The following is a 24,920-nucleotide window of genomic DNA, read 5'->3' on the forward strand; positions in this document are numbered from 1 at the left end:
GATCAGGTGCCGTTGCGTAGGCGACGAAGGAGCAAGCAACGGCACCTGATCGACGGGACCGCCATGGGCGCGAACTCGAGCGCGCCAGCGCTCCAAAAGTTACTGTGCGGGGATGGAGATAGCAGGCAAGGTCGCGATCGTCACCGGCGCGGGTGCGGGTATCGGTGCCGCACTCGCCTATCGTCTCGTCGCCGGTGACGCGAAGGTCGTCGTCGCCGATCTCGATGCGGACAGCGCGGCGAAGGTAGCGGCCGACCTCGGTGACAACGCGATCGCGGTCGGCGGCGATGTGGCCGACGAGCAGGTCGTGGCGGAGTCGATCGCCACCGCCGAACGCGAATTCGGTCCGGTGGACCTGTATTTCGCGAACGCGGGCATCGGCGGCGGTCCCGGCCTGGACAGCACGGAGGCCCAGTGGGCGAGCACCATCGAGGTGAATGTGATGGCCCACGTGCGGGCCGCGAAACTGCTCGTTCCCGGTTGGCTCGAGCGTGGCAGTGGCTACTTCGTCTCCACCGCCTCCGCCGCGGGGCTGCTCACCCAAATCGGTTCCGCCCCTTATTCGGTGACCAAACACGCTGCGGTGGGCTTCGCCGAATGGCTCTCGGTGACCTACGGCGACAAGGGCATTCGCGTGAGCTGCCTGTGTCCGATGGGTGTGGACACCCAGCTGCTCACCGGTGCGCTCATCCCCGACGACCCGGAGGCGGGCGCGCTGGCGATCAAGGCCGTGAAGACCGCGGGCGCGGTGCTCTCCCCCGAAGAAGTCGCCGAAACTGTCGTCGAGGCGATGGCCGCCGAACACTTCCTGATCCTGCCGCACCCCGAGGTACTGCAGATGTACCGCAACAAGGGTTCGGACTACGACCGGTGGATTTCCGGTATGCGCCGGTTCCAGACCATGCTGCGCGCGTGAACAGCGGACGGTGCGCCCGAAAAAATTCGGCGAGGTAGCGGCGAGATCGCTCGATTCCTGCCACGATAGTCTCCAAGCCGCCGGTCACGATCCGCTGATCGGTGAAGGTCTACGCGGAGATCCGGCGATGGCGCACCTGATGTATTTCAAGAAGATTCGCGACGAGCTCACCGAGGTCGAGTACCTATGGGGGCCGAGCCGAGAACAACTCGACTCGTCCCTGGTCATCGACAAGAAGACCTTCGCCGCCCTCCCCGGACCACCCGACTCGCCCGCGGGCCAGATCATCCTGCGCGCCCGCCGCGGCAGCGAGTGGCCCGAGGTCGGCGTCATAGCATCCTGAACGCTGTGCCACGACGGGCTTCAGAGTCGACACCGCCCCGAGGTCGGCGTCATAGCCGCGTAAACGCTACTCGGTGACGAGCTCCGCGGCCGCTGTCCGCACCACCTCGGGGATCGCCACCGGTTTGCGGGTGTCGGCGTCGACATAGACGTGGACGAATTCGCCGGTGGCGGCGAGCTCGAGCCCGCCGTCGCCCGCGCGGAAGATCGCCAGGTCGTAGGTGATGCTCGAGGTGCCGAGGCGGGCGATCCGCAGGCCCACCTGGAGCTGGTCGGGAAAGCTGACCGAGCCGTGGAATCGGCACGACGTCTGCGCGACGACGCCGAGCGCGGGCAGCTCGGTGATGTCGGTACCGGTGGCGCGCATCAGCCAGGCGTTCACCGCGGTGTCGAAGTAGGAGTAGTAGGTCACGTTGTTCACGTGGCCGTACTGGTCGTTGTCGGCCCACCGGGTCGGCATCGGCCACAGGACGGGATAGCTCATCGGGCCATCATGCCGCGCTCCCCTGCCGGTGGTCGCGCGGGCTCACCCCGAAGTGCCGTTTGAAGGCGGTGCTGAGGGCGAAGGCGCTGCCGTATCCGACCTGGTGAGCGATGGATTCCACCGTCGCGTCGGATTCGGCGAGCAGATCGGCGGCGAGCGAGAGCCGCCATTCGGTCAGAAAGCTCATCGGCGGTTCCCCGACCAGCTCGCTGAACCGGCGGGCCAGCGCGGCCCGGGACATGCCGACCGCTTCGGCCAGGGCGACCACCGTCCACGGATGGGCCGGATTGTGCTGGAGCAGGCGCAGGGCCTTGCCGACCAGCGGATCGCTGTAGGCGTGGTACCAGGCGGGGGCGTCGTCGCGGGCGAACCAGGCACGCAGGGCGGCGATGAGCAGCAGGTCGAGCAGGCGGTCGAGAACGGCGGTTTGCGCGGGCAGGTCCTTGGTCGCTTCGTCGACGAGCAGATCGAGCAGGCGGGTATCGAGCTCGCCGCGCGGCAGCACCGCGACCTGCGGCAGCGCACGCAGCAACCGTCTGCTCACCGCGCCCGCGGATTCGTAGGTTCCGGTGACCATCAGCGTCTCACCGTCGATATCGGTGCCCCACTGGCGCACGCCCAGACTCAGTGTCTCGCACAGGATCTCGCCCTCGGGCGTCGTGGTGACCTGCCCCGGCTGGATGACGACCTGGGGTTCGGTCGCCGGATCGTCGGCCACCGTATACGGCTGCGGCCCACGGAAAACCGCGACGTCGCCCGCGCCGAGTTGCCGCGGCGGCATGGAATCGGTGCTGACCCAAGCCTTTCCGCGGATCATCGCGAGCACCGTGAGCGGGGCTTCGTCCTGCACGCGCAGCGACCACGGTGGGTTCAGCAGCGAACACATGAGGAACGCACCGCGGGCGCGTGGACCTTCGAGCAGACCGGCTAACGCATCCACCACTCCACAGTAGACGACAACCCGTAGACGACAACGCATGTTCGTGAGCGGCACGACGATGTCGCCGCGGGCCGCGCGACGGTGTACTTGTCTTATGACAAACACCGCTTCTCACCAGCAGCTTTCCCTCATCACCGGCGCTACCGGCAAGACCGGCAGCCGGGTGGCAGCCCTCCTCGAAGCCGCGGGCCGACCGGTCCGCCACGGCTCACGCACCGCGGCGATCCCCTTCGATTGGACCGACCGGCAGACCTGGGCGCCCGCGCTCGCCGGCGTCGACTCCGTCTACCTCGCCTTCCAGCCCGACCTCGCCGTACCCGGGGCCCCGGACATCATCCGCGCGTTCACCGCCGCCGCCCGAGCCGCGGGCGCGCGCTCGGTGGTGCTGCTGTCCGGTCGCGGCGAACCCGAAGCGCTGGAATGCGAAGAGATCGTGCGGAATTCGGGTCTGAGCTGGACCATCGTGCGCTGCGCCTTCTTCGCGCACAACTTCAGCGAAGGCGCCTTCGTCGACGACGTGCTCGCCGGTGCGGTGGCGCTGCCCAACGGCGATGTGCCGGAACCGTTCGTGCACGTCGACGACATCGCCGAGGTGGCGGCGGCCGCGCTCACCGACGCGCGCCACGCGGGTCAACTCTACGAACTCACCGGCCCCCGCGCCCTGACCTTCGCCGACGCGGTCGGCGAGATCGCCGCGGCCACCGGTCGCGAGATCGCCTTCGTTCCCGTCTCCCGGCCGGAATTCGTTGCGGCGCTGAGCGAATACCAGGTCCCCGATGACGTGATCAGCCTGCTCGACTACCTGTTCGGCACCATCCTCGACGGCCGCAACACCGCCACCGCCGACGGTGTCCGCCGAGCCCTCGGGCGCGAGGCGCGCGATTTCACCGACTACGCCAAGGAAACCGCCGCCACCGGCGCCTGGACGCCTCGGCAGTAGTCGGACAGTTGATCACCAGGCCCGCACCGAGACAGCGCCCGAACGGCGAACTCGTAGGGCCTGGTGATCTTGAATTGCCGGGTACCCCCGCGCCGAGGCGGTACCGTCGAAGTGGTGGGTTCAGCGACGATCGACCGCAAGTTCCGGACGGCCCGCGCCGCCGTGTTCGCGGCCTTCACGCTGAACGGGGTGCTGCTCGCGATGTGGGTGGTCCACATTCCGGCGATCACCGACAGAGCCGGGGTGTCGGCCTCGATGCTCAGCGTGCTCGTGCTGCTGATGGCCGGCGCCGCGCTCGTCGGTATGCGGCTCGCGGGCCCGGCTGCCGACCGGTTCGGCAGCCGCACACTGGTCGCCACGGCCGCGTCGGCGATCTCGGTGACCGTGCTCGGCCCAGGACTGGCGACCAGCCCGATCACCTTGGCGATCGCTGTGGCGTGCTTCGGGTTCGGCATGGGCGCCCTCGACGTGTCGATGAACACCCAGGCGGTGTACGTCGAACGGGCGTATCACCGGCCGATCATGTCCGCCTTCCATGCGATGTTCTCGGCGGGCGGGTTCGTCGGGTCGTTGGCGGGCGCGGCCGCGCAGTACGCGCAGTGGCCGCCGCAGCTGACGTTGACGTGCGCCGGGATCGCGGGATTGGTCGTCACCGCTGCCCTGGTGCCGCACCTGCTCGGCCGACAACAGCCCGAATCACCCTCGCACCTCGAAGATTACGACAACGAGGGTGCGCGATCCGCGAACAGCGCGCGAGAGCGGCCGACAGCCGACGCAAGCGAACCGGCGGACCTGCGACACTGCACCGACGCGAGCAGCTCGACAGGTTCGCTGCCCGGAACCTCCGGTCCCGCCGCTTCTGTTCGGCCCCGCGCCGAGAATCGCACCGACCAGCACGGCGAACGACACCAGCGGGCCCGAAAAGTGCTCTCGCTCGGGGCCGTCGCGTTCGTGCTGCTACTCGCGGAGGGCGTGGCGGCCGACTGGAGCGCGCTCCAGGTGCGCGAGCGCCTCGATACTTCCGAAGCCGATGCCGCCCTTGCCTTCGGCGCCTTCTCCGCGACGATGACCCTCGGACGATTCCTCGCGGACAGGGTGACCGGTGCGATCGGCCCGGTCGCTATCGTTCGCTACGGAAGTCTCCTCGCCGCAGCGGGATTCGCGGTGGTCATCGGATCGCCGTGGTTGCCACTCACCCTGCTCGGCTGGGCGATGTGTGGCCTCGGCCTGGCGGGCGGCGTCCCCCAGATCTTCTCCACCGCGGGCAATCTCGGCGGCACGACAGCAGCCACGGACATGTCGCGCGTCTTCACCATCGGCTACCTCGGCCTGCTCGCGGGCCCCGCGATGATCGGCTGGCTCACCGCCGTGATCCCGCTCACCGCGGCGCTGACCGTTCCGCTGGTCCTCACCCTGGCCTGCGCGGCCACGGCGAACGTCGTCAGTCGGTGAAGGTGATCCGGACCGAGACCGGCGTGCTCTGCAATGCGCGGAAGGTGGCCGCGGTCAGCCCGGCGAACACCGGATTGGGTGCGAAGGTGCGAGCCCGCGCGACGACATCGTCGGCCGGGCGCAGCTCAGCGGTCCCGGTTCGCCACCGTTTCCCCTGGCGGACCCGCACTGTCGGTTCCGCGCCGATATTGGCGGCCCACCCCGACTTGGTCCCGTGCTGGCTGATCACCCACGCGCCGCTGTCGTCGAACGCCACCGAGACCGGCACCACCCTGGCCTGCCCGGATTTGCGTCCGATCGTCTCGAGCTCGGTCGCGAACGAGGTGCGGATGCCGATCCGGCTCAGCGCGCGGACCGCCGGGTTGGCGACGTAGCGACCCACCGCCCGCTCGACCTCGAACTTGCGCCGCTTCGGGTCCTTGTTGTTCATGGTCGATCCCCTTCTGCTTCGAAACGCGTCGACGCCGTGATGCTTCAGCATGGCCGCTACCGTGAGCCACGGTGTGCGGTCGGGGTCGGGCTCGTCGCCCGCCCCGAGCAGATGCAGCTGATCAGTGTGCCACTGCAGGTCGAGGGCACCTTCGAGGCTCTTGACATTGGACAGTGTGGATACGCGCGCGGGCAGGCGCAGCGAGATCTGCGGGGAATGCAGTCGCGCGGTGCGCTCGTGCAGGATGTCACCCGCGGCATTCGGTGCCACCGCACTCGGCCTGCCGAGGCCGACCACATCGCACTCTCCCGACTCGACCGCGTCGACCATAGCGACGCGGGAACGGAATCCGCCGGTAACGGCCAGCGGCACCGACCCGGCGGCCGCCCGGACCGACTCGGCGTACTCGAGGAAGTACGCCTCGCGCGCGACGGTGCTCGCCGAACGCGCCGCCGGCCTGCCCATCATCGCCGGCGATTCGTAACTGCCGCCGCTGATCTCGATCAGATCCAGCTGCTCGGCGGCGAGGCGGCGCACCACCTCGCGCGACTCGTCCTCGGTGAAGCCGCCGCGCTGGAAGTCCGCGGAGTTGAGCTTGATCGCGACGGCGAACGACGTCGATACCTCGGCCCTGATCGCGCGCACCACCTCCAGCACGAATCGCGCCCGCCGTTGCGGGTCGCCACCCCAGCGGTCGTCGCGCTGATTGGCCAGCGGCGAGAGGAACTGCGAGACGAGGTAGCCGTGCGCGCCGTGGATCTGCACGCCGTCGAAGCCCGCGCGCTCGGCGATCCGCGCGGTGGCGGCGAATCGGTGCACGATGTCGACGATCTCGGCGTCGGTGAGCGCGCGCGGCGCCGGGATGCCGGGCAGACCGAGCCCGATCGCCGAGGGCGCTACCGGCTGCGACCGGGTCGCGAGCGGATTCGCCTGCCTGCCGGGGTGATTGATCTGCATCCAGAGCCGGGCGCCACCGTCCTTGGCGGTTCGTGCCCAGCGGCGCAGGTCGTCGAGGTGGCGTTCGTCGGCGATCACGACATTGCCCGGCTCACCGAGGTGGTCGTGGTCGACCATCACGTTGCCGGTGACCACCAGACCGAAACCGCCGGTGCCCCAACGGCTGTAGAGCCGCTCTAGCCGTTCGTCCGGCGCACCGGCGGCGGTACCGAGCCCCTCGCTGAGCGCGGCCTTCATCAGCCGGTTGGGCAGCACTTGGCCGCACGGCAGGGCGAGCGGATCGCTCAGGGCTGTCATCGTCGGCTCCTCCGCGGATCACGTCGAGTACACCGATCGGTGTACTTACTCGACGGTAGTACACCGATCGGTATACTTCAATCGGACCGATCGAAAGGATGTCGATGGCAGCGCGCGACGGACTCGTCCAGAGCACGATCGACCTGGTGCGCCGCAACGGCGTCGCCGGGACCGGTGTCGCGAACCTGCTCGACCACAGCGGGCTCTCCCGCCGGACTATCTACCTGAACTTCCCCGGCGGCAAGTCCGAGTTGATCACCGAGGCCACCCGAGTCGCGGGCCGGGCGATGACCACGCTGATCGAGACCTTCAGCAAGAACACCAAGCCGGAGGAAACCATCGCGTCGTTCGCCGACGCGTGGAAACAGGTCGTCGAGTCCAGCGACTTCCTCGCCGGCTGCCCGATCGTGGCCGCGGCACTCGGACGCTCGGAGTCACCCGCGGCGGCCGACGCGGCAGGCGAGGCGTTCGACGACTGGGAGCGGACACTGGAGACCCGGCTCCGCGCGGAGAACATCGACCCCGACACCGCCAGCTCCCTGGCGACGACCGTCATCGCCACGATCGAGGGCGCGGTGGTGATGTCGCTGGCCAAGCACAGCACCGAGCCGCTCGACCGCGTCGGCCGTCACCTCACCGAGCTGGTCAGGGCGCACATCCGCCCTGTCGGCACACCCTGACCCGCACGCCCGACGGCTCTCCGGCCGAGGCCGGAAAGGCCGTCTGCGCACGGGAACGCTAGAGGTACATGCCGACGTCGGTCGGGTGGTCGATGGTGGATCGGATCTGGATCCCGCCGTCGCGGTGAGCGACCAGTTCGGCCAGGGTCGCGCCGTCGGGAAAGCTCGACTCGGCGGGAACGCCGTCCTGGCGGGCCAGCCACTCGTCGGCTTCCGTCGCCGAGAGCCGGCCGACCTCGAGTTGGGCCAGGCAGCGGCCCGGCCGCACCACGGCGGGGTGCAGCCGGGAGAGGTCTTCGTTGGTGGTGATCGCGATCAACACATTGCGGCCCTGGCCCAGCATGCCGTCGGTGAGATTGAGCAGACGCGAAAGCTTCTGCCCCGCTGCTTCTTTCGCCTCGCCACGGATCAGTTCGTCGCAGTCCTCCAGCACCAGCAGCCGCCAGCGGCCGTCCTCGTCGTCGCCGTCGGCGCCCGCCGCGACTTCCATCAGGTAGCCGGGATTGCTGAACAGTTCTTCCGGATCGACGACACAGTCGACCTGACACCACGGCGCCCACGACCGCGCGAGCGCACGCAGCGCGGTGGTCTTGCCGGTGCCGGGCTCGCCGTGCAGCAGCACCAGCCGTCCCTTGATATCGGCGACGCCGAGTCCCATCAATCGCTCCATGCTCGCGGACACCGAGCCGGTGTAGTTGCCACGGATCTCCGCCCACGCGGGCGCCGCGATCTGGCGCCGTCTGCGCGCGGGGCGCCGGACGTCCATGTGCCAGAATCCCATCTCGACCGTGGCCGCACTGTCGCGTGACAGTGCTGCCCCGTCGGTGGCCTGCGCCAGCACATCGACGGCGAGTTCGTCGCTCACCGCGGTCACTTCGATCGTGGCCGAACCGCTCGCCCACCGCACGGCCCGCAATGCCCAGCCGTCACCGGCGGCGAGCAAGGCGCTGCTGTCGTCGTCGGCGACCGAGCGCACGATCCGCGAGTCGGCGGGCCGCAGCGCCGCGTCGGGGCGCACCCGGTCGAGGTGGGCCTGGCGGGCGAACGGCTGGTCGCCGCGCAGGAACGGGGCAAGGGCTAGCGCGTCGATCGCGTCGCGGGTCGAATAGGTGGAGTCGATGGTCGCCGACCACGGAAACGGCTCGCCCTGATCCTGCGGCTGACGCGGCGAATCGACGAGCCTGAGCTGTTCATTACGTGTGGACACCGAGCCCATGATCGTGGCCCCCGGCCCGGAATGTCCAATGACTTACGGCGCGCACCGGCGCGAAAACTCGCTGGCACCGTAGGCGAAGGCGTCGGTACGGTCGTAGGGTGACGTCCACTCAGCGCGACCAGTCCCCGCCGGAATCCACCACGACGGCCGGGATCAAGGAGTGGATCGGACTGGCCGTCCTCGCCCTGCCGACGCTGCTCATCTCGATGGACCTGAGCGTGCTGTACCTGGCGATCCCGCGCATCAGCGAAGCACTCGAACCCAGCAGCTCCCAATTGCTGTGGATCCTCGACATCTACGGCTTCCTGGTCGCCGGCTTCCTCATCACCATGGGCACCCTCGGCGACCGCATCGGCCGGCGCAAACTCCTGATGATCGGCGCATTGGCCTTCGGCGTCGCCTCCGTGATCGCCGCGTACTCGACCAGCGCCAACATGCTGATCGGCACCCGCGCGCTGCTCGGCATCGCGGGCGCGACGCTGATGCCGTCCACGCTGGCGCTGATCCGCAACATGTTCCACGACGACCGCCAGCGCACCGCCGCGATCAGCGTGTGGATGACCAGTTTCATGGTCGGCATGGTGATCGGACCGCTCGTCGGTGGCGCGATGCTCGAGAACTTCTGGTGGGGTTCGGTATTCCTGGTGGCAGTGCCCGCGATGGTGCTGCTGCTGGCGACCGGCCCGTTCCTGCTGCCCGAGTACAAGGACCCGAATCCGGGCAAGCTCGACATTCTCAGCGCGGTCCTGTCACTGCTGTCGGTGATGGGCGTCATCTACGGCATCAAGGAGCTCGCCAAGGACGGCTGGTCGATCGAGGCCGTCGGCGTGCTGGTCGGCGGACTGGTACTCGGCACGGCGTTCGTCCTGCGTCAGCAACGCCTGACCGATCCGCTGATCGACCTGCGCCTGTTCGGCAATGTCCGGTTCAGCGGATCACTGATCGCGTTGATGGTCGCCATGCTGGCGATGGGTGGGCTGTTCCTGCTGCTCGCACAGTATCTGCAACTGGTGCTGGGCCTTTCGGCGTTCGAGGCCGGTCTGTGGACCGTGCCGCAGGCGGCGGCGATGGTCGTGGCTGCCGGGGTGGTGAGCGCGCTCGCGCCCAAGATCAGGCCCGCGTACCTGATGACCGGCGGCCTGATCATCGCCATGGCCGGGTACGCGCTGTTCACTCAGCTCGCCGGCGCCGACGACCTGGCACTGATCGTCACCGGCATGGTGGTGTTCTCCCTCGGCCTGAGCCCGATGTTCGTTCTCGGCCTCGACCTGATCGTCGGCGCGGTCGACCCGGCGCGCGCCGGTGCCGCCTCCGCCATCTCCGAAACCGGTCAGGAATTGTCGGCGGCGCTGGGCGTGGCGGTGATCGGCAGCATCGGTACCGCCGTCTACCGCGGGCAGATGTCGGAGCAGCTGCCCGCCGGACTCCCGCCGGAGGTCGCGCAGGTGGCCGAGGACACCCTCGCGGGCGCCCTGCACGTCGCGACGACACTGCCCGAAACGCTGGGCGCCGAGTTGTCCACCGTCGCCCGCGAGGCCTACACCCAAGCGCTGCAGGTGAACTCGGTGGTCGGCATCGGGCTCACCGCCGTCGCCGCCGGGCTGGTCATGGGGCTGCTCCGGCACATCCCCGCGCCGAACGAGAAGACATCCGACATCGACTGACCGAGGTGGTTCGGACACAACAAATCCCGCCCGATGCTGACCGGGCGGGATTCGTCTCTCGCTGAGTTGTCCCCTCCGCGAGGTTCGTAGTCGGCCGATTCGGCCGAGGCCCTGACCGCTACTTGGTGGCCGGGGCGGGGTTGTTCGGCATCGGGGAGTTGATGGTGGTGAAGTACTGCACCGCGGCCATGATCGCGACGGGGGCAGTGATGAAGATCTGGCCCGCGAGGGTGCCGAGCGCGCCGATGGCCATGATGCCGGCGATGCAGCCGACGGCCGCAGCCGGAATGAACGGGCCGAACATGCCGACGATGGTGGCCGAGGCGATGGTGGCGCCCGCGATGCCGCCGAGCACACAACCGATCGCGCCGCCGCCGAGGCCGCCGACCAGGGTGGCGATGCTGGCGCCCAGGGAGATGGTGCCGGTCATGCGGCTCCAGGCGGCCTGCTCACGGTCGTACTCGCTCTTCCACGGAGCCACGTTCTCGTAGGGCAGCGCGACCGGCTTGTAGGTGGCGTGCGCCAGGTCGAACTGCGGGGTCAGCGTGGCGGTGCGGCCGGAGATGTCGGCGGCGATCGGGAACACGAATTCGTCTACGCGGAAGGCCAATTCGGTACCCGCGACGGTGGTGCCGTTGGCGGCCTTGATCTTGAAGACGCCGTCCTCGACCACCATCGAGCCCGCGTCGGTGCCGATGATCGTCGAGGTCTCGGTGGTGGTGGACGTGTAGTTGATCGGCTCATCCGCGGCAGGTGCTGCGTGGCTGGTTCCGGCAGCGATGCCGAGGGCAACGCTCACGCTGGAGGCCAGCAGGGCGAACTTGGTGATTTTCACGGGGGTGAACCTTTCGTGTTCCTCGTGGTGAGATGCGCGGCGCACAAGCTGCGGTCCGGGCGAGATGTGACCATAGCGAGGTAAGCCTCACCTATCAAGACCTTGCTTAGGCTAACCTCCAAGACGACCCAGTTTCGCCGCGAGAGAGAACCCTGATGAGAAATCCGCGTTGGTGCGGGTGGCTTCTTGCCGCATTCGCGCTGGTCGCAGTCTGTGCTCTCAGCCTGCTGGTCGGCACGAAAGCCATTGCGATCGGCGATGTCTGGCAGGCACTGTTCGGCGTGAGCACCACTCCCGATCACGTGACCGTCACCGAGTACCGCGTGCCACGCACTCTGCTCGGACTACTGGTCGGGCTCGCGCTCGGCGTCGCGGGCTGCTTGATGCAGGGCCTGACCCGCAACCCGCTGGCAGACCCCGGCCTGCTCGGCGTCAACGCGGGAGCGGCCTTCGCGATCACCATCGCCGTCGCGATGTTCGGCGTGAGCGAGATCACCTCGTACGTCTGGTTCGGGTTTCTCGGCGCCGCCCTGGTGTCGGTGGTCGTCTACCGCGTGGGCACCGCCGGACGATCCGGCACCGACCCGGTGCGGCTGACACTGGCAGGCGTCGCCGCCACCGCGGTTCTCGGCGGCCTGACCAGGGGCTTGATCCTGATGCACCCCAAGGCTTTCGACGAAATGCGTCAATGGGATTCCGGCGGACTCACCGGACGCGGATTCGAGATCCTCTACGGCGCGACCCCGTTCATCGCCGCGGGCCTGATCATCGCGGCGCTGTGCGCGCGCTCGCTCAACGCGGTCGCGCTCGGCGACGATCTGGCGCACTCGCTGGGTGTGCACGTGGGGCGCACACGCCTGTTCACCGCGCTGGCGGTGGTGCTGCTGTGCGGCACCGCGACCGCCGCGGTGGGCCCGATCGCGTTCGTCGGCCTCGCTGTTCCGCATGTGGCCCGGTGGCTGATCGGACCCGACCAACGCTGGATCTTCGCCTATTCGCTGGTGCTGGCGCCGATCCTGGTGCTGTCGGCCGACATCGTGGGCCGCCTCGTCATTCGTCCCGATGAAGTTCCCGCAGGCCTGGTCACCGCGTTCCTCGGGGCGCCGGTACTGATCTGGCTGGCCCGTCGCGCAAGAGTAGGTGCCGCCGCATGAGTTCGACGATCGATTTCGGCCGCGCGATGCTGGTGGTCCGGCCGCGCGGAACACGCTTCTCCGCCCGGATCGGCGTGCGCACCCTGGTGGTTTGCGCTGTCCTGCTCACGATCTCGGTGGTGACAGCGGTGCTGGCCCTCGGCAGCGGTGACTACCTGATCCCACCCCTGCGGGTGCTCCGCGCGCTGGTGATCGGCGACGAGCGATTCGACCGGCTGGTGGTGTGGGACTGGCGGCTGCCGCGCATCCTGCTCGCGCTGATCCTCGGCGCCGCGCTGGGCGTGAGCGGCGCTATTCTGCAATCGGTGACCAGGAATCCGCTGGGCAGCCCGGACATCGTCGGGTTCAACACCGGCGCCTACACCGGCGCGCTGATCGCCATCCTGACCCTGGGTGGTGGGCACCTGCAGACCGCGACCGGTGCGGTGATCGGCGGGCTCGGCGCCGCGCTGGTCATCCACCTCCTCGCGTTCCGGCACAACGTAGCCGGGTTCCGGCTGATCATCGTCGGCATCGGCGTCAGCGCCATGCTCGCCTCGATCAACACCTGGCTGATCCTGCGCGCCGACCTGGACGCGGCGATGTCGGCGGCGGCCTGGGGCGCGGGCACGCTCAACGGACTCTCGTGGCCGCAGGTCGGTCCCGCGGTGGTGATCCTCGCGCTGCTGGCGATCGCGCTCATCCCCGCGGCCCCCCGCTTACAGATCCTCGAGCTCGGTGACGACACCGCCCGGGCGTTCGGCCTCGACGTCAGCCGGGCGATGCTGTGGCTGATCGTGCTCAGCGTCGCGTTCACGGCGGTGGCGACGGCGGTCGCGGGCCCGATCGCGTTCGTCGCCCTCGCCGCACCGCATCTGGCGCGCAAGCTGGCCCGCACACCGTCGATCGCGCTCGCGCCCTCGGCGGCGATGGGAGCGATGTTGCTGATCACCTGCGACTGGATCGCCCAGCACGCGTTCGCCCCGACGACCGTGCCGGTCGGCCTCGTCACCGTCTCGGTCGGTGGCCTGTACCTGGCGTATCTGCTGGTCGCCGAGGCGCGACGGAACTAGGAAAGCGAAAAGATGAACGACACTTCACGCCTGCGCGCCGACCGGGTCCGCCTCGGCTACAAGGGCACCACGATCAGCGACCAGCTGTCGGTGGATATCCCGGACGGCAAGTTCACGGTGATCATCGGCCCGAACGCGTGCGGCAAGTCCACGCTGCTGCGCGCGCTTGCCCGGCTGCTCACCCCCGAGTCGGGGACCGTGCTGCTCGACGGCAAACCGATCAGTTCCTACCCGGCGAAGCAGGTGGCCAGGCAGATCGGTCTGCTGCCCCAGACCTCCACCGCGCCGGACGGCATCCGGGTCGCCGATCTCGTTGCCCGCGGCCGCTATCCGCATCAGACGCTGCTGCGGCAGTGGTCGAAGGCCGATGAGGAAGCCGTCACCTCGGCGATGACGGCGACCGGTGTCACCGAGTTGTCGGCGCGGATGGTCGACGAACTGTCGGGCGGTCAGCGCCAGCGGGTGTGGATCGCGATGGTGCTCGCCCAGGACACCCCGCTGATCCTGCTCGACGAGCCGACGACCTACCTCGACATCGCCTATCAGATCCAGTTGCTCGATCTGTGCCGGTCACTGAACCGCGAATCCGGGCGGACCGTCGTGGCCGTGTTGCACGACCTCAACCATGCCTTCCGCTACGCCGATCACCTCGTAGCCATGCGCGACGGGCGGGTGGTCGCGACGGGTGCGCCCGCCGACATCGTGACCGCCGAGCTCGTCGACGAGGTCTTCTCGTTGCGGTGCCGCATCGTCGACGACCCGGAAACCGGTACGCCACTGGTGATTCCGCTGGCGCAGGATGCCGCCAAGGTGCGCTAGAGCTGCGGCGATGCGGCAGCCGAACATAGGTATTCCACAATTAGTTAAGTTAGGCTAACCTAACTGATTGTGAATGTGACGAGGGAGGGAGTTGCCGTGACAGATGGTCTCGAGTTGCCGCTGACCGGACCGCAGCTCGGCATCTGGAACGCGCAGCGCTTCGATCCCGAGTCCGGGCGCTACCTGGTCGGCGAGGTCCTGGAGATCACCGGGGACGCGCCGATCGATGTCGACCTGCTGAGCGAGGCGATCCGCCGCACCGTCACCGAGGCCGAGAACATGCGGCTGCGGTTCACCGAAACAGCCGACGGGCCAAGGCAATTCGTGAGCGATGCCGAAGCGGTGCTGCGACCGACCGTCGATCTACGGGCGGCCGCGGAGCCGATGGCTCTGGCCTACGAGGCTGTCGCGCTGGAGCGCGAGCAGGCCGCGCAACGGTGCCGAGGCATGGTCGACCGGCAGCTGTACAACTACACGCTGATCCGGATCTCCGACTGCGTGGTCTGGTGCGTGCAGCTCTACCACCACCTCATCGTCGACGGTTACAGCGCGGCGCTGCTCTCGCGCCGAGTCGCCGCCCACTACACCTCCCTCCGACGCGGAACACCCTCGCCGAAACAAACTTTCGGAACCATCGCCGAGCTGGTCGCCGAGGAGCAGGCCTATCGGGCAGGCCCCGAATTCGAGGCCGACCGCGCGTACTGGCGCGACCAGCTCACACCGTGGCCCGATCTCGACGGCCGCGGTCGCCACCTGGGCGGTGCGGTCGAGCGGACGATCCGCGCCGAGGCCATCCTGTCCACCGAACTGCTCGCGGCACTGCGCGAGAGCGCCGAACGGCACGGCATCACGTGGGCCGACGCGCTCGTCGCCTGCTACGCCGCGTTCCTGCACCGCCAACTCGGCACCGCCGATGTGGTGGTCTCGATGCTGCTGATGGGCCGGGTCGGCCGCGCCGCCCTGCGCACACCGGCCATGGCGGTGAACGTGCTGCCCCTACGGGTCACGGTGAGCGCGGGCGACCGGCTCGGTGAGCTGGGCCCCCGCATCGCCGACATCCTGCGCGAGGTCCGCAAGCACCAGCGCTACAGCGGCGACGACCTCGCCCGCGACTTCCACGGCCACGGCGCGGGCGAACTCCTGCACGGAATCGGCATCAACCTCAAGGTCTTCGACTTCACCCTCGATTTCGACGGTGCGCGTGGTGTGCTGCGCAATGTGGCAGGCGGGCCCCCGGAGGACCTCGGGCTGACCGTCACTCCGCTGCCCGACGGCACGGTGCTGCTCGGATTCGAATCCGACGCGCGAACCAACGACGCGGACACGGTGTGCGGGCGGATCGCCCGGTTGGTCCGGGTGATCGAGTCTTTCACCGGGTCGGACAAGATCGCGGTGGGTGCGCTCGAACTGCTCGATCCCGCCGAGCGCACGCGGCTGCTGGCCGCGCGCTCGACAACAATGCAGTTCCCGGACAACGAAACCCGGGCTCTTCACGACGAGCCGTCGGTCGCGACGATCCCCGACCTTCTCGAACACGTGCTCGCCGAGCAACCGGATGCCGTGGTGCTGAGTTCGGCTCAAACCGAGTACACCGCCGCCGAACTTCGAGTCCGGGTGAACCGGCTCGCGCGGTTCCTGCGCGGGGCCGGGGTCGGGCCGGATGCGATCGTCGGCCTCGCGCTACCCCGCGATGTGGAATTCGTGGTCGCGTTGCTCGCCGTCTGGCGCGCCGGTGGCGCCTATCTGCCCCTGGATCCGGAACATCCGGTCGCCCGGCTGCGGGCGACGATCGCGGACGCGGGCCCCGCTGTGGTGCTCAGTGCCGGTGAGTTGGCGGCCCAACTCGGTGCCGACGCCGTCGCGATCGACGACGCCGGCTTCCGTGCGCGGCTCGACGACCACGCGGACACCGACTTCGCGCTCGCGGTGAGGCCCGAGCACGCGGCCTACGTCATCTACACCTCGGGTTCGACCGGTCAGCCGAAAGGTGTTGTCGTACAGCACGGCTCCCTGGCCGCACTCGTCGCCGCGCACCGCGCCGGGATCCACAGCGCCGCCGCCGGCCGTGCGGGCAACCGTCAGCTGACCATCGCGCACACCACCTCCTTCGCCTTCGACGCCTCGCTCGACCCACTGCTGTGGATGACCGCCGGACATCGGATCCACGTGTACGACAGCGATACCCGGCGTGACCCGGCCGCCCTGGTCGAGGCTTTCGCCCGGGACGGCATCGACGTCGTCGACGGCACTCCGTCGTTGGTCGCCGCCCTGCTCGAACACGGCTTGACCAGCGAACTACCGTCGCCGGCACAGTCGAGCCCGGTCGGCCGGAAGTCGGCGACAGCGAGCACCGAGGCGATCGGGAAGATCTCGACAGCGACGGATCTCGCGAGCGCCGACAGCGCCGATGAGACAGCGTGCCCGCCGCTGACGCTGGTGATCGGCGGCGATGCGTGCTCGGCGGAGCTATGGGGCGCGATCGATCGTGGCGGGTTCGCGGCGGTCAATCTGTACGGCCCGACCGAGGCAACGGTGGATGTGATCGGGGCACCGATCGACGGCGCTGGTCCACGGATCGGGATGCCGGTCGCGGGCTCGCGGGCTCACCTGTTGGACAACGGATTGCAGATCGTCGCCGACGGTCAGGTCGGCGAGCTGTATCTGGCCGGTCCGCAGATCGCGCGCGGCTATCTGGGCCGGTTCGCCACTACCACACAGTCTTTCGTCGCCGATCCGTACGGCCCGCCGGGAGCGCGGATGTACCGCACTGGCGACCGGGCGCGCTGGGTGCCCGGGCTCGGCTACGAATACCTGGGCCGGGTCGACAACCAGGTGAAGATCCGCGGCCACCGCGTCGAACTCGGTGATGTGGCAGCGGCACTCGAAGGTCTGACCGAGATCCGTACCGCGGCAGCCGATATCCGGGACATCGCCGGGCGCCCCACCCTGATCGGCTACGTCGTCGCCGCGACCGGCGACCTCGATACCTCGGCCGCACGTACCCGCCTGGCCGACCTGGTCCCCGAGCACATGGTGCCGGCTCGACTCGTCGTCCTCGACGCCCTGCCCACCACCGTCAACGGCAAACTCGACCGCACGGCGCTACCGGACCCCGCGACCGACGAGTCCGGACGCGCACCGGCCACCGACGCCGAACATGCTGTCCACCAGGCGATCTCGAGGACCCTCGGCCTCGACACCGTCAGCATGGACGACGACTTCTTCGCCGTCGGCGGCGACAGCATCACCGCCATCACCGTCAGCAGCGGCCTGCGCGCCGAGGGCCTCACCCTCCTGCCCCAGCAACTACTGACCCGGCGCAGCCTCGCCGCGCTGGCCGCGGAGGCGGCGCCCGAGCAGCAACATCCCACGACCGCCGTGGGATTCGAGTCGCCGGCCGCTGTCTCGTCGCCGCTCCCGACAGCGCCCGGTCGCCTGATCGCAGCGCTCACGCAGAGCGACCTGGACGAGTTCGGCGATACCTACGGACCGGTCGCCGATGTGCTCCCGCTGTCGCCCCTGCAGGAGGGATTGCTGTTCCACGCACTGCGCGACGGCGCCGACGACGTGTACACGATGACGGCCCGCTTCACCCTCGACGGCGCCGTCGATCCGGAGCGCATGGGTGCGGCGTTCGCGAGCATGCTGCGGCGGCATCCGAACCTCGGCGCGGCGTTCAGTTATGAACAGTTCGACCAGCCGGTGCAGATCGTTCCGCGGGCACCGGGCGTCTCGTGGCAGGTCGAGGATCTGCGCGAGTCACCTGATCCCGCAGCGCAAGCACGGCTTTCGGTGCGGCGCGCCGGCGCCGCACCGTTCGACATCGATCGACCGCCGCTGATCCGCGGCCTCCTGATCCGCCTCACCGACACCTCGCACTGGCTGGTTCTGATCGCCCATCACCTCCTGGCCGACGGCTGGTCGGTACCGACGATGGTCCGGGAAACCCTCGCCCTCTACACCGGCGAGACCCTCTCGGCCCCGGCCTACTTCGGCGACTACCTCACCTGGCTCACCACCCGCGACACCACCGCGACCCTGCACTGGTGGACCGAAAACCTCACCGGCCTGCGCGCACCGACCCTGCTCGCCGCCACCCCTACATCCGCAACCGATCCGGCCGCGTTCGCACCGGGCGGTGCCGGAGCACCGGCGCCCGCCGTCTCGACGCCGGAGCCGACTACGAACGGCGAAGGAGCACCGCGCCCGGCGGATTCGGCGACGGCCCAGCGACAGCGTCCGGTCGGCCTGCGGGTTCCGCTCGCCGCCGACGTGGCGACGGCCTTGGCCGAGAACGCCCGGCGGCACGGGCTGACCGTGAACACCGTGCTGCAGGGCGCGTGGGCGATGGTGCTCGCGGATCACTTCGGGCGCACCGATGTGGTGTTCGGGACCGTGGTTTCCGGGCGTCCCGCCGATCTCGACGGAGTCGGCGGAATGGTCGGATTGTTCAGCAATACCGTGCCCGTGCGGGTGTCGCTCGGGGCTGGTCGGCCGGTGGCCGAGCAGTTCGGGGAGTTGCAGCAGACCTCGTTCGACGGCCAGGCCCGGGGATACCTCGGGTTGGCCACCATCGAGCGGGCGCTGGGATTCGGGCGGCTGTTCGATTCGCTCGTCGTGTTCCAGAACTTCCCGAAAGCCGGTCTGTTGCAGCCCGATCCCGGTGGGGTTCAGGTGGTGGACGTCGATGTCGATGGGCTGACCGACTTCCCGGTCACGGTGACCGCGTTGCCCGGCGCCGAGTTCGCGCTGATGTTGCACCACGATGTGGCCGCAGTGCCCGGCCCGGTCGCCACGCGGCTCAGTGATCGCCTCGGCGCCGTATTGTCCACGCTGGCCGCCGATCTCGACGGTTCCGTCGAGGAAGCCATGGCTGCCGCGATGCCGTCGGAAACACACGGCAGCACGCTGGCAGACTGGTCGGTGACGGCGACGATCTCCGCCGATGCGCCGGCCGTCACCGCGAACGGCGTGACGCTCTCGTTCGGCGCATTCGACAGCCGGGTCCATCGGCTCGCGCGCTGGCTCATCGACGAGGGCGTTCGGCCCGAAACTGTGGTCGCGGTGGCGATGACGCGGGGGATCGAGTCGATCGTCGCCGCGCACGCGGTGTGCCGGGCCGGCGGGGTCTACCTGCCGCTGGATCCCCACAGTCCCGCGCAGCGCGCCGACAGGATCCTCGCTACATCGCGCGCGGCGCTGGTTCTCACCACCGCGGCCGACAACTTCACGACCGATCGCGCATCCGTGGCACAGGTCGAAGCATTGGATCTGTCCGGTTTCGCCGATACCTCGGTCTCCGACCTCGACCGACTCGCGCCCCTGCTCCCCCGCAATGCCGCGTACCTGCTGTTCACCTCGGGCTCCACCGGCGAACCCAAGGGCGTGAGCGTCTCCCACGAGGCCATCACCAGCACCTTCGAGTGGATGCAGCGACGGCACCGGTTCGGCGCGGGCGACACCGTCTTGTACCGCACCGCGGCGACGTTCGACGCCTCCCTGCTCGAGCTGTTCCTGCCGCTGCTGGTCGGTGCGCGCGTCGTGGCGGCACCGGTGTCGGGTCGACTCGACCGCGACCCGCACTACCTGGCCGACCTGATGTCGACCGAGCGGGTCGGCATGGTCCAGCTCACCTCGTCGATGCTCACCGTGCTCGCCGAGGAAGCCGACCTGAGCGGCTGCACCGCGCTGCGCTGCGTGATCACCGGCGGCGAACCGCTACCGCCGCCGACCGCGGCGCGGATCAGAGCGCTCACCGGCGCCCGCGTCCACAACCTGTACGGGCCCACCGAGGCCGCGGTGTGCATCACCCACCACGAGACCTCCGGCGCCGACCGCGGCAATGTCCCGATCGGTCTGCCCGCCGGCGGTGCCGATGTGCGTGTTCTCGACACCGAGCTGCGCCCGGTCGCGGTCGGTGTGATCGGCGAGTTGTATCTCACGGGAACGCAATTGGCGCGCGGATACCTCGCCCGCCCGGCCCGGACCGCGGGTTCGTTCGTCGCCGACCCGCTGGGGCACGGCGAACGCATGTACCGCACCGGCGATCTCGTGAGCTGGGGCCCGCACGGCGAACTCGACTACGTGGGCCGCGCCGACAGTCAGGTGAAGCTGCGCGGGCAACGCATCGAACTCGGCGAAATCGAAGCGGCCCTGCTGAGTTGCCCGGGCGTGGCCCACTCCGCGGTGATCCTGCGCGAGGACACCCCGGGCGATCAACGCCTCGCGGCCTACCTGGTCGCCAAGGCGGACACCGACATCGACATCGCCACCGTCCGTTCCGGCCTACGAGCACGGGTGCCCGCCTACATGGTCCCCGCCGCGTTCGTCGTCCTCGACCACATCCCCCGTACGACGAGCGAGAAGATCGATCGCAAGGCCCTGCCGGTCCCGAACTACGCGGTCAACGCTGCCGAGAACCCCACGGCCACATCGAGTAACGCCGGGTCGGCTTCTGACATCCCCGTGCCGGCGGCTGCCCCACACGACCCGCAGGATTCGCCGAGCGCCCGCGATCTGATCGCCGACACCTCCACGACCCGCGAGCCAGGCAGCGACTCCGCGCACGCTGAGCGGGCACACCGCGCGGCAACTGATCACCGCAGCGCGATCTCCACCGCGACCAGCACCGGCCATAGCCAAGCCACCGACCTGGTCCGCACCATCCGCACGGCGATGGCCGCCGTGCTCTCCACCACCGACATCGCTGCCGACGCCGATTTCTTCGAGGCGGGCGGCCACTCGCTCACCGCCGTTCGGGTGATGGGCAGGCTCCGGCGCGCAGGGCTCGCGGTCGTCCTCGACGATGTCTTCGAAGCACCGACACCACGAGCACTCGCCAACCGGATCGCTGAGAACAACAACAACTCTCGAACGGGCGATGCGGAAAACACGGATGCCTGGGGTTCGCGACTCGACCATGTCCTCGAACTCCGCACCACCGGTTCGCGCGATCCACTGTTCTGCGTTCACCCCGTCGGCGGCACCGCCTGGCAGTTCGGCCCCCTCGCGAAACTCCTGAGAGCCGACCGCCCGATCATCGGCCTACAGCTACCGACTTTGAGCGACAACACCTTCCGTGCCGAGACCATCGACGACCTGGCCGCCCACTACGTGTCGACCATCCGCCGAATCCAACCGCACGGCCCCTACCACCTGCTCGGCTACTCCCTCGGCGGCACCATCGCCCACGCCATGGCCGCCGCGCTGACGGCGGCGGGCGAGCAAGTCGCGTTCACGGGATTGGTCGACGCCTTCGCCCTGTCCGATCTCACCGAACAGGCCACCCGCGCACTCACCGACCCCGCCGATCTGGACCAGCTGCTCCCCGAAATCCCGGATGACGCACCAGAACTGGCTACCAAGCTGCGCGACGCCGCGAGCACCCTGCTCGGCCTGGTCACCGCGTCCACCGCGGCCGACTACGACGGCCCGATGGCGCTCTACGCCGCCGACACCGGAACCACACCGGGCCGCACCGAGGCGCAACTGGCGGGATGGCAGTCCGCACGAGCCCGGCTCGTGGTGCGCCGACTGCCCTACTCCCACTTCGAGATCGTGTCGCCCACCGGCTGGGCCGAGGTCGCGGCACTTCTCGACACAGACCCGGTGATCGGCGGCTGAGCATGCAGCGCACCGCTTTTCACCGTTCGAAAAGAAAGATGAGGACAACCCCTTCCATGTTCACCACACGATCATCGGGCAGGCTCCGCGCCACCCTCGCCCTGCTGGTTCTCGCGCTGATCGCAGCGCTCACCGGCTGCAGCACCTCGTCGGGCGACACCGCCGCACCCAGCGGCCCCCGCGAGGTCCAGACTCCGAAGGGCCCGGTCTCCGTCCCCGCGGATCCGCAGCGCATCGTGGTGCTCAACGGCACCCTGGCCGGCTACCTCTACGACCTCGAGGCGCCGGTCGTCGCCGCCGACCCGCGGCTGCTCGGCGTCGCCAGCAAGCCGGGTGAGTTCCCGTCCGGCTGGGCCGAGGACGCGGCGAAGCAGGGCACCAAGGCCCTGCCCACCGGCGAGAACATCAACCTGGAGTTCATCGCCGCCCAGCGCCCCGACCTGATCATCGGCGGCGGCCAGGGCTACCCGGCGCAGCAGTCGGTGAACGCCTACGACCAGCTCAGCGCGATCGCCCCGACCGTGCTGGTGCCGACCGAGACCACCTACTGGCAGGACCAGCTGCGGGTGATCGCCGACGTGGTCGGCAAGCCGGCCAAGGTCGACCAGCTGATTACCAACTACAAGGACAAGCTGGCCAAGGCCAAGGCCGCCATCAAGGCGCCCGCGGGCAACACCGTCATCATGCAGTCGCTCAAGAGCCAGAAGCCGACCGCGTTCGTGCCCACCGCCGCACTGCCCACGCTGCTGTCGGAGGTCGGGTTCACCCTCGACCAGCAGCTCGAAGCCAAGGCGGGCAACCCCGCTCGTGAAGGCAGCGCCGACTTCATCAGCTTCAGCCCGGAGCTGCTGAACACCGCCGTTGACGCGCCCGTGCTGTTCATGATCCCGCTCAACGGCGGCCGGAGCCTGGCCGAGCTGCGGGCCGACCCGATGTACGCGTCGCTGCCCTCGTTCAAGGCGAACACCGTCTTCGAGCTGCCCGCGACCAGCTCACGTCCTGACTACCGCACGGTCATGACCACGCTCGATCTGCTCGTGGAACGCTTCAAGTGACAGCGGTCGGCGGCCTGCTCATCGACATCAGCCCGCTGCGGACCTCGCGTCCGTTCCGGTGCGCGTTCGCGGCGCGGCTGGTGTCGGTGCTGGGGCTCGGGCTGCTCATGGTGGCCCTGCCGTTGCAGGTCTATCAACTGACCGGGTCGACCCTGCAGGTCGCCGGCATCGCGACGACCACCGCGGCCGCGTTGTTCGTCGGCAGCCTCGCGGGCGGTGTGATCGCCGACCGTTATGACCGGCGCAACGTGATCCAATGGTCGCGCAGTGCAGCCGGTTTCGGATTCCTGATCCTCGGTATCAACGCGGTGCTGCCGGATCCGATGCTGTCGGTGATCTATCTGGCCGCCGTCATCGACGGACTCGCGGGCGGCGTCAGCGGCTCCGCGTTGATGGCTCTTGTCCCGATGCTGGTCGGTCGCGAGAAGATCGCGGCGGCGGGCGCTTTGACCGCGCTCACCACTGACCTCGGGACCATGATCACGCCCGCGATCGCCGGTGTGCTCGTCGCACAGGCGGGGGTGTCGGTCGCGTTCTTCCTGTGCGCGGGCGCCACCGTCGCCACGGTCGGGTTGATCACCGCGATCGGGCCCGCGCCGCCGCCGGCCCGCGCCCTGCAGAACCCGGTGCGCGAGCTGGCGATCGGCATTCGATTCGCGGTGCAGCACAAAACCATTCGCATCATCCTGCTCACCGGCTTGCTCGCCATGCTGGTCAGCGGCCCGCTGGTGCTGCTACCCGCCTTCGCCGAAGTCGAACTCGGCGCAGGCCCCGGCACCCTCGGCCTGCTCTACGCCGCGCCGGGCGCTGGCGCCGTGATCGGCTCGCTCACCAGCGGCTGGATGAGCCGCACCCGCTACAACGGGCTCGCTCTGCTGATCTCGCTGGCCCTCATGCCGCTGGGTGTGATCGCCGCCGGGCTGTGGTCACACGCGGCGCTGGTGTTCCTCGGACTGGCCGGATTCGGCCTGGCCAGGGCGGTGAACATCGTGCTGCGCTACACCCTGCTGCAACAGCAGGCGCCCGAGGAACTGCGCGGCCGGATGGCCGGACTTCTCATGGTGCAGTCGGTGACCGGCACCGCGATCGGTTCGATGGCCGCCGGATTCGTCGGCCAATTCTTCGCACCGGGTTCCGCGCTCGTGTTCTACGGCGTCGCGGTCCTGGTTCTCACCGGCGTGGTGGCGCTTGCCGCCGGGCCGCTGCACGGAAAGGAACAGCAGTGACAGATCGCAGTGGCTACGCCGCGCGCATCGCCGAGGTGCTCGCCAGTGAGCACGGCGCGAAGGTCCCGTATCCGATCGGATTGCAGGAAGTGGAGGTGATCCGCACGGTCGCGGTCGGGGCCGGGCTGCTCCGGATCACCTTCGGCGGGCCCGATATCTCGTCCTTCCACAGCTATGTGCCGGATGAGCATGTGCGCCTGGTCTTTCCGTGCGAGGACGGGGTACTGCGGCTGCCCGCGCGCGACGGTCAGTCACTCGAGTGGGGCAACCCGCGCCCGGTGTCGCGCGAGTACACCGTGCGCCGCCACAGCGTCGCCGACAACGAACTCGACATCGATTTCGCGATCCACCCCGGCGGCTTGGCCTCGGAGTGGGCGAGCGCGGCGACCCCGGGCACCAAGATCCACATCGCGGGCCCTCCCGGTGGCGTCGTCGTCCCGGAGTCCTACGACCGGTTCCTCTTCGTCGGTGACATCACCGCGCTGCCCGCCATCGCGCGCTGGCTGGAACGACTGCGGCGGACCGCGCAGGGCTGGGCGTTCATCGAGGTGACCGGACCAGAGGAAGAGATCGAGATCGATGCGCCCGCGGGTATCGAGGTGCGCTGGCTGCACCGCGGCGACCTCGAGCCGGGCACCGGTGACGCACTGGAGAAGGCCGTACGTGGCGTGGAAGTGGCTGCCGGACAGCGGGTCTACGCCTGGGTCGCCGGTGAGGCCGGCTGTCTGCGCGGTATTCGCAAGGTGGTGCGCGGCGAACTCGGGATCGGGCCGAAGGACTCACTGATCGCCGGCTACTGGAAGCGCGGCGTCGCCGACTTCGATCGAGAGGAATGAGC

General features: G+C 69.1%; 18 protein-coding genes. 13 read left to right on the top strand and 5 right to left on the bottom strand.

Annotated elements, in window-relative coordinates; translation table 11 throughout:
* Window positions 1–112: 112 nt before the first annotated feature.
* Together ACWDXS_RS32945 and ACWDXS_RS32950 are read left to right on the top strand one after the other, a co-directional pair.
* Window positions 113–916 (top strand): SDR family oxidoreductase, encoded by an 804-nt coding sequence (locus ACWDXS_RS32945; RefSeq protein WP_378995492.1) that lies wholly within the window; start codon window positions 113–115, stop codon window positions 914–916.
* Window positions 917–1,043: 127 nt separating this feature from the next.
* The gene (locus tag ACWDXS_RS32950; protein ID WP_378995490.1) at window positions 1,044–1,259 is read left to right on the top strand and encodes a hypothetical protein; all 216 of its coding nucleotides are present in this window, start codon (window positions 1,044–1,046) and stop codon (window positions 1,257–1,259) included.
* 66 nt (window positions 1,260–1,325) lie between these two features.
* Here the strand turns inward: ACWDXS_RS32950 and ACWDXS_RS32955 are convergent, their stop codons facing one another.
* Together ACWDXS_RS32955 and ACWDXS_RS32960 are read right to left on the bottom strand one after the other, a co-directional pair.
* On the bottom strand, window positions 1,326–1,742 hold the full coding sequence (locus ACWDXS_RS32955; RefSeq protein WP_378995488.1) for an acyl-CoA thioesterase: 417 nt from the start codon (window positions 1,740–1,742) through the stop codon (window positions 1,326–1,328).
* A gap of 7 nt (window positions 1,743–1,749) precedes the next feature.
* Complete coding sequence (locus ACWDXS_RS32960) at window positions 1,750–2,682, bottom strand: AraC family transcriptional regulator (protein WP_378995486.1); 933 nt, start codon at window positions 2,680–2,682, stop codon at window positions 1,750–1,752.
* A 94-nt stretch (window positions 2,683–2,776) separates the two neighbouring features.
* On the opposite strand from ACWDXS_RS32960, the gene ACWDXS_RS32965 reads away from it, so the two are divergent.
* Together ACWDXS_RS32965 and ACWDXS_RS32970 are read left to right on the top strand one after the other, a co-directional pair.
* On the top strand, window positions 2,777–3,622 hold the full coding sequence (locus ACWDXS_RS32965) for an NAD(P)H-binding protein (protein ID WP_449971833.1): 846 nt from the start codon (window positions 2,777–2,779) through the stop codon (window positions 3,620–3,622).
* Window positions 3,623–3,736: 114 nt separating this feature from the next.
* Window positions 3,737–5,074, top strand: a complete 1,338-nt coding sequence (locus tag ACWDXS_RS32970; protein ID WP_449971836.1) for an MFS transporter — start codon at window positions 3,737–3,739, stop codon at window positions 5,072–5,074.
* On the opposite strand, the gene ACWDXS_RS32975 is transcribed toward ACWDXS_RS32970, so the two are convergent.
* Window positions 5,064–6,758, bottom strand: coding sequence for a nitroreductase family deazaflavin-dependent oxidoreductase (locus ACWDXS_RS32975; protein ID WP_449971839.1), 1,695 nt, complete (start codon window positions 6,756–6,758; stop codon window positions 5,064–5,066). The two genes, ACWDXS_RS32970 and ACWDXS_RS32975, sit on opposite strands and share 11 nt — an antisense overlap.
* 104 nt (window positions 6,759–6,862) lie before the next feature.
* On the opposite strand from ACWDXS_RS32975, the gene ACWDXS_RS32980 reads away from it, so the two are divergent.
* Window positions 6,863–7,438 (top strand): TetR/AcrR family transcriptional regulator, encoded by a 576-nt coding sequence (locus ACWDXS_RS32980; RefSeq protein WP_378635667.1) that lies wholly within the window; start codon window positions 6,863–6,865, stop codon window positions 7,436–7,438.
* A 58-nt stretch (window positions 7,439–7,496) separates the two neighbouring features.
* Here ACWDXS_RS32980 and ACWDXS_RS32985 read toward each other — a convergent pair whose 3' ends face one another.
* Complete coding sequence (locus tag ACWDXS_RS32985) at window positions 7,497–8,654, bottom strand: DUF5925 domain-containing protein (protein ID WP_449971843.1); 1,158 nt, start codon at window positions 8,652–8,654, stop codon at window positions 7,497–7,499.
* Window positions 8,655–8,752: 98 nt separating this feature from the next.
* Between ACWDXS_RS32985 and ACWDXS_RS32990 the strand changes: the two genes are divergently transcribed.
* Complete coding sequence (locus tag ACWDXS_RS32990; protein ID WP_387448008.1) at window positions 8,753–10,318, top strand: MFS transporter; 1,566 nt, start codon at window positions 8,753–8,755, stop codon at window positions 10,316–10,318.
* A 118-nt stretch (window positions 10,319–10,436) separates the two neighbouring features.
* Here the strand turns inward: ACWDXS_RS32990 and ACWDXS_RS32995 are convergent, their stop codons facing one another.
* Complete coding sequence (locus ACWDXS_RS32995; RefSeq protein ID WP_379314198.1) at window positions 10,437–11,153, bottom strand: hypothetical protein; 717 nt, start codon at window positions 11,151–11,153, stop codon at window positions 10,437–10,439.
* 155 nt (window positions 11,154–11,308) lie between these two features.
* Between ACWDXS_RS32995 and ACWDXS_RS33000 the strand changes: the two genes are divergently transcribed.
* The 7 genes from ACWDXS_RS33000 to ACWDXS_RS33030 all read left to right on the top strand — a co-directional run bounded on the left by ACWDXS_RS33000 (window position 11,309) and on the right by ACWDXS_RS33030 (window position 24,918).
* Window positions 11,309–12,307: an iron chelate uptake ABC transporter family permease subunit gene (locus ACWDXS_RS33000; protein WP_378662344.1), complete on the top strand. Its 999-nt coding sequence runs from the start codon at window positions 11,309–11,311 to the stop codon at window positions 12,305–12,307.
* On the top strand, window positions 12,304–13,359 hold the full coding sequence (locus ACWDXS_RS33005) for a FecCD family ABC transporter permease (RefSeq protein WP_378995472.1): 1,056 nt from the start codon (window positions 12,304–12,306) through the stop codon (window positions 13,357–13,359). The genes ACWDXS_RS33000 and ACWDXS_RS33005 overlap by 4 nt, the downstream gene beginning before the upstream one ends.
* Window positions 13,360–13,371: 12 nt before the next feature.
* On the top strand, window positions 13,372–14,178 hold the full coding sequence (locus ACWDXS_RS33010) for an ABC transporter ATP-binding protein (protein WP_449971849.1): 807 nt from the start codon (window positions 13,372–13,374) through the stop codon (window positions 14,176–14,178).
* Between the two features lie 96 nt (window positions 14,179–14,274).
* Window positions 14,275–21,801: an amino acid adenylation domain-containing protein gene (locus ACWDXS_RS33015; RefSeq protein WP_449971852.1), complete on the top strand. Its 7,527-nt coding sequence runs from the start codon at window positions 14,275–14,277 to the stop codon at window positions 21,799–21,801.
* A gap of 56 nt (window positions 21,802–21,857) precedes the next feature.
* Entirely contained in the window at window positions 21,858–22,856 is a 999-nt protein-coding gene (locus ACWDXS_RS33020; protein ID WP_379314607.1) for an ABC transporter substrate-binding protein, read from the top strand.
* Window positions 22,853–24,082: an enterobactin transporter EntS gene (gene entS, locus ACWDXS_RS33025; RefSeq protein WP_378995466.1), complete on the top strand. Its 1,230-nt coding sequence runs from the start codon at window positions 22,853–22,855 to the stop codon at window positions 24,080–24,082. The genes ACWDXS_RS33020 and entS overlap by 4 nt, the downstream gene beginning before the upstream one ends.
* Window positions 24,079–24,918, top strand: coding sequence for a siderophore-interacting protein (locus ACWDXS_RS33030; RefSeq protein ID WP_449971856.1), 840 nt, complete (start codon window positions 24,079–24,081; stop codon window positions 24,916–24,918). Before entS ends, ACWDXS_RS33030 begins: the two co-directional genes overlap by 4 nt.
* The last annotated feature ends 2 nt before the right edge of the window (window positions 24,919–24,920 follow it).

The organism is Nocardia sp. NPDC003183 (assembly GCF_053590715.1).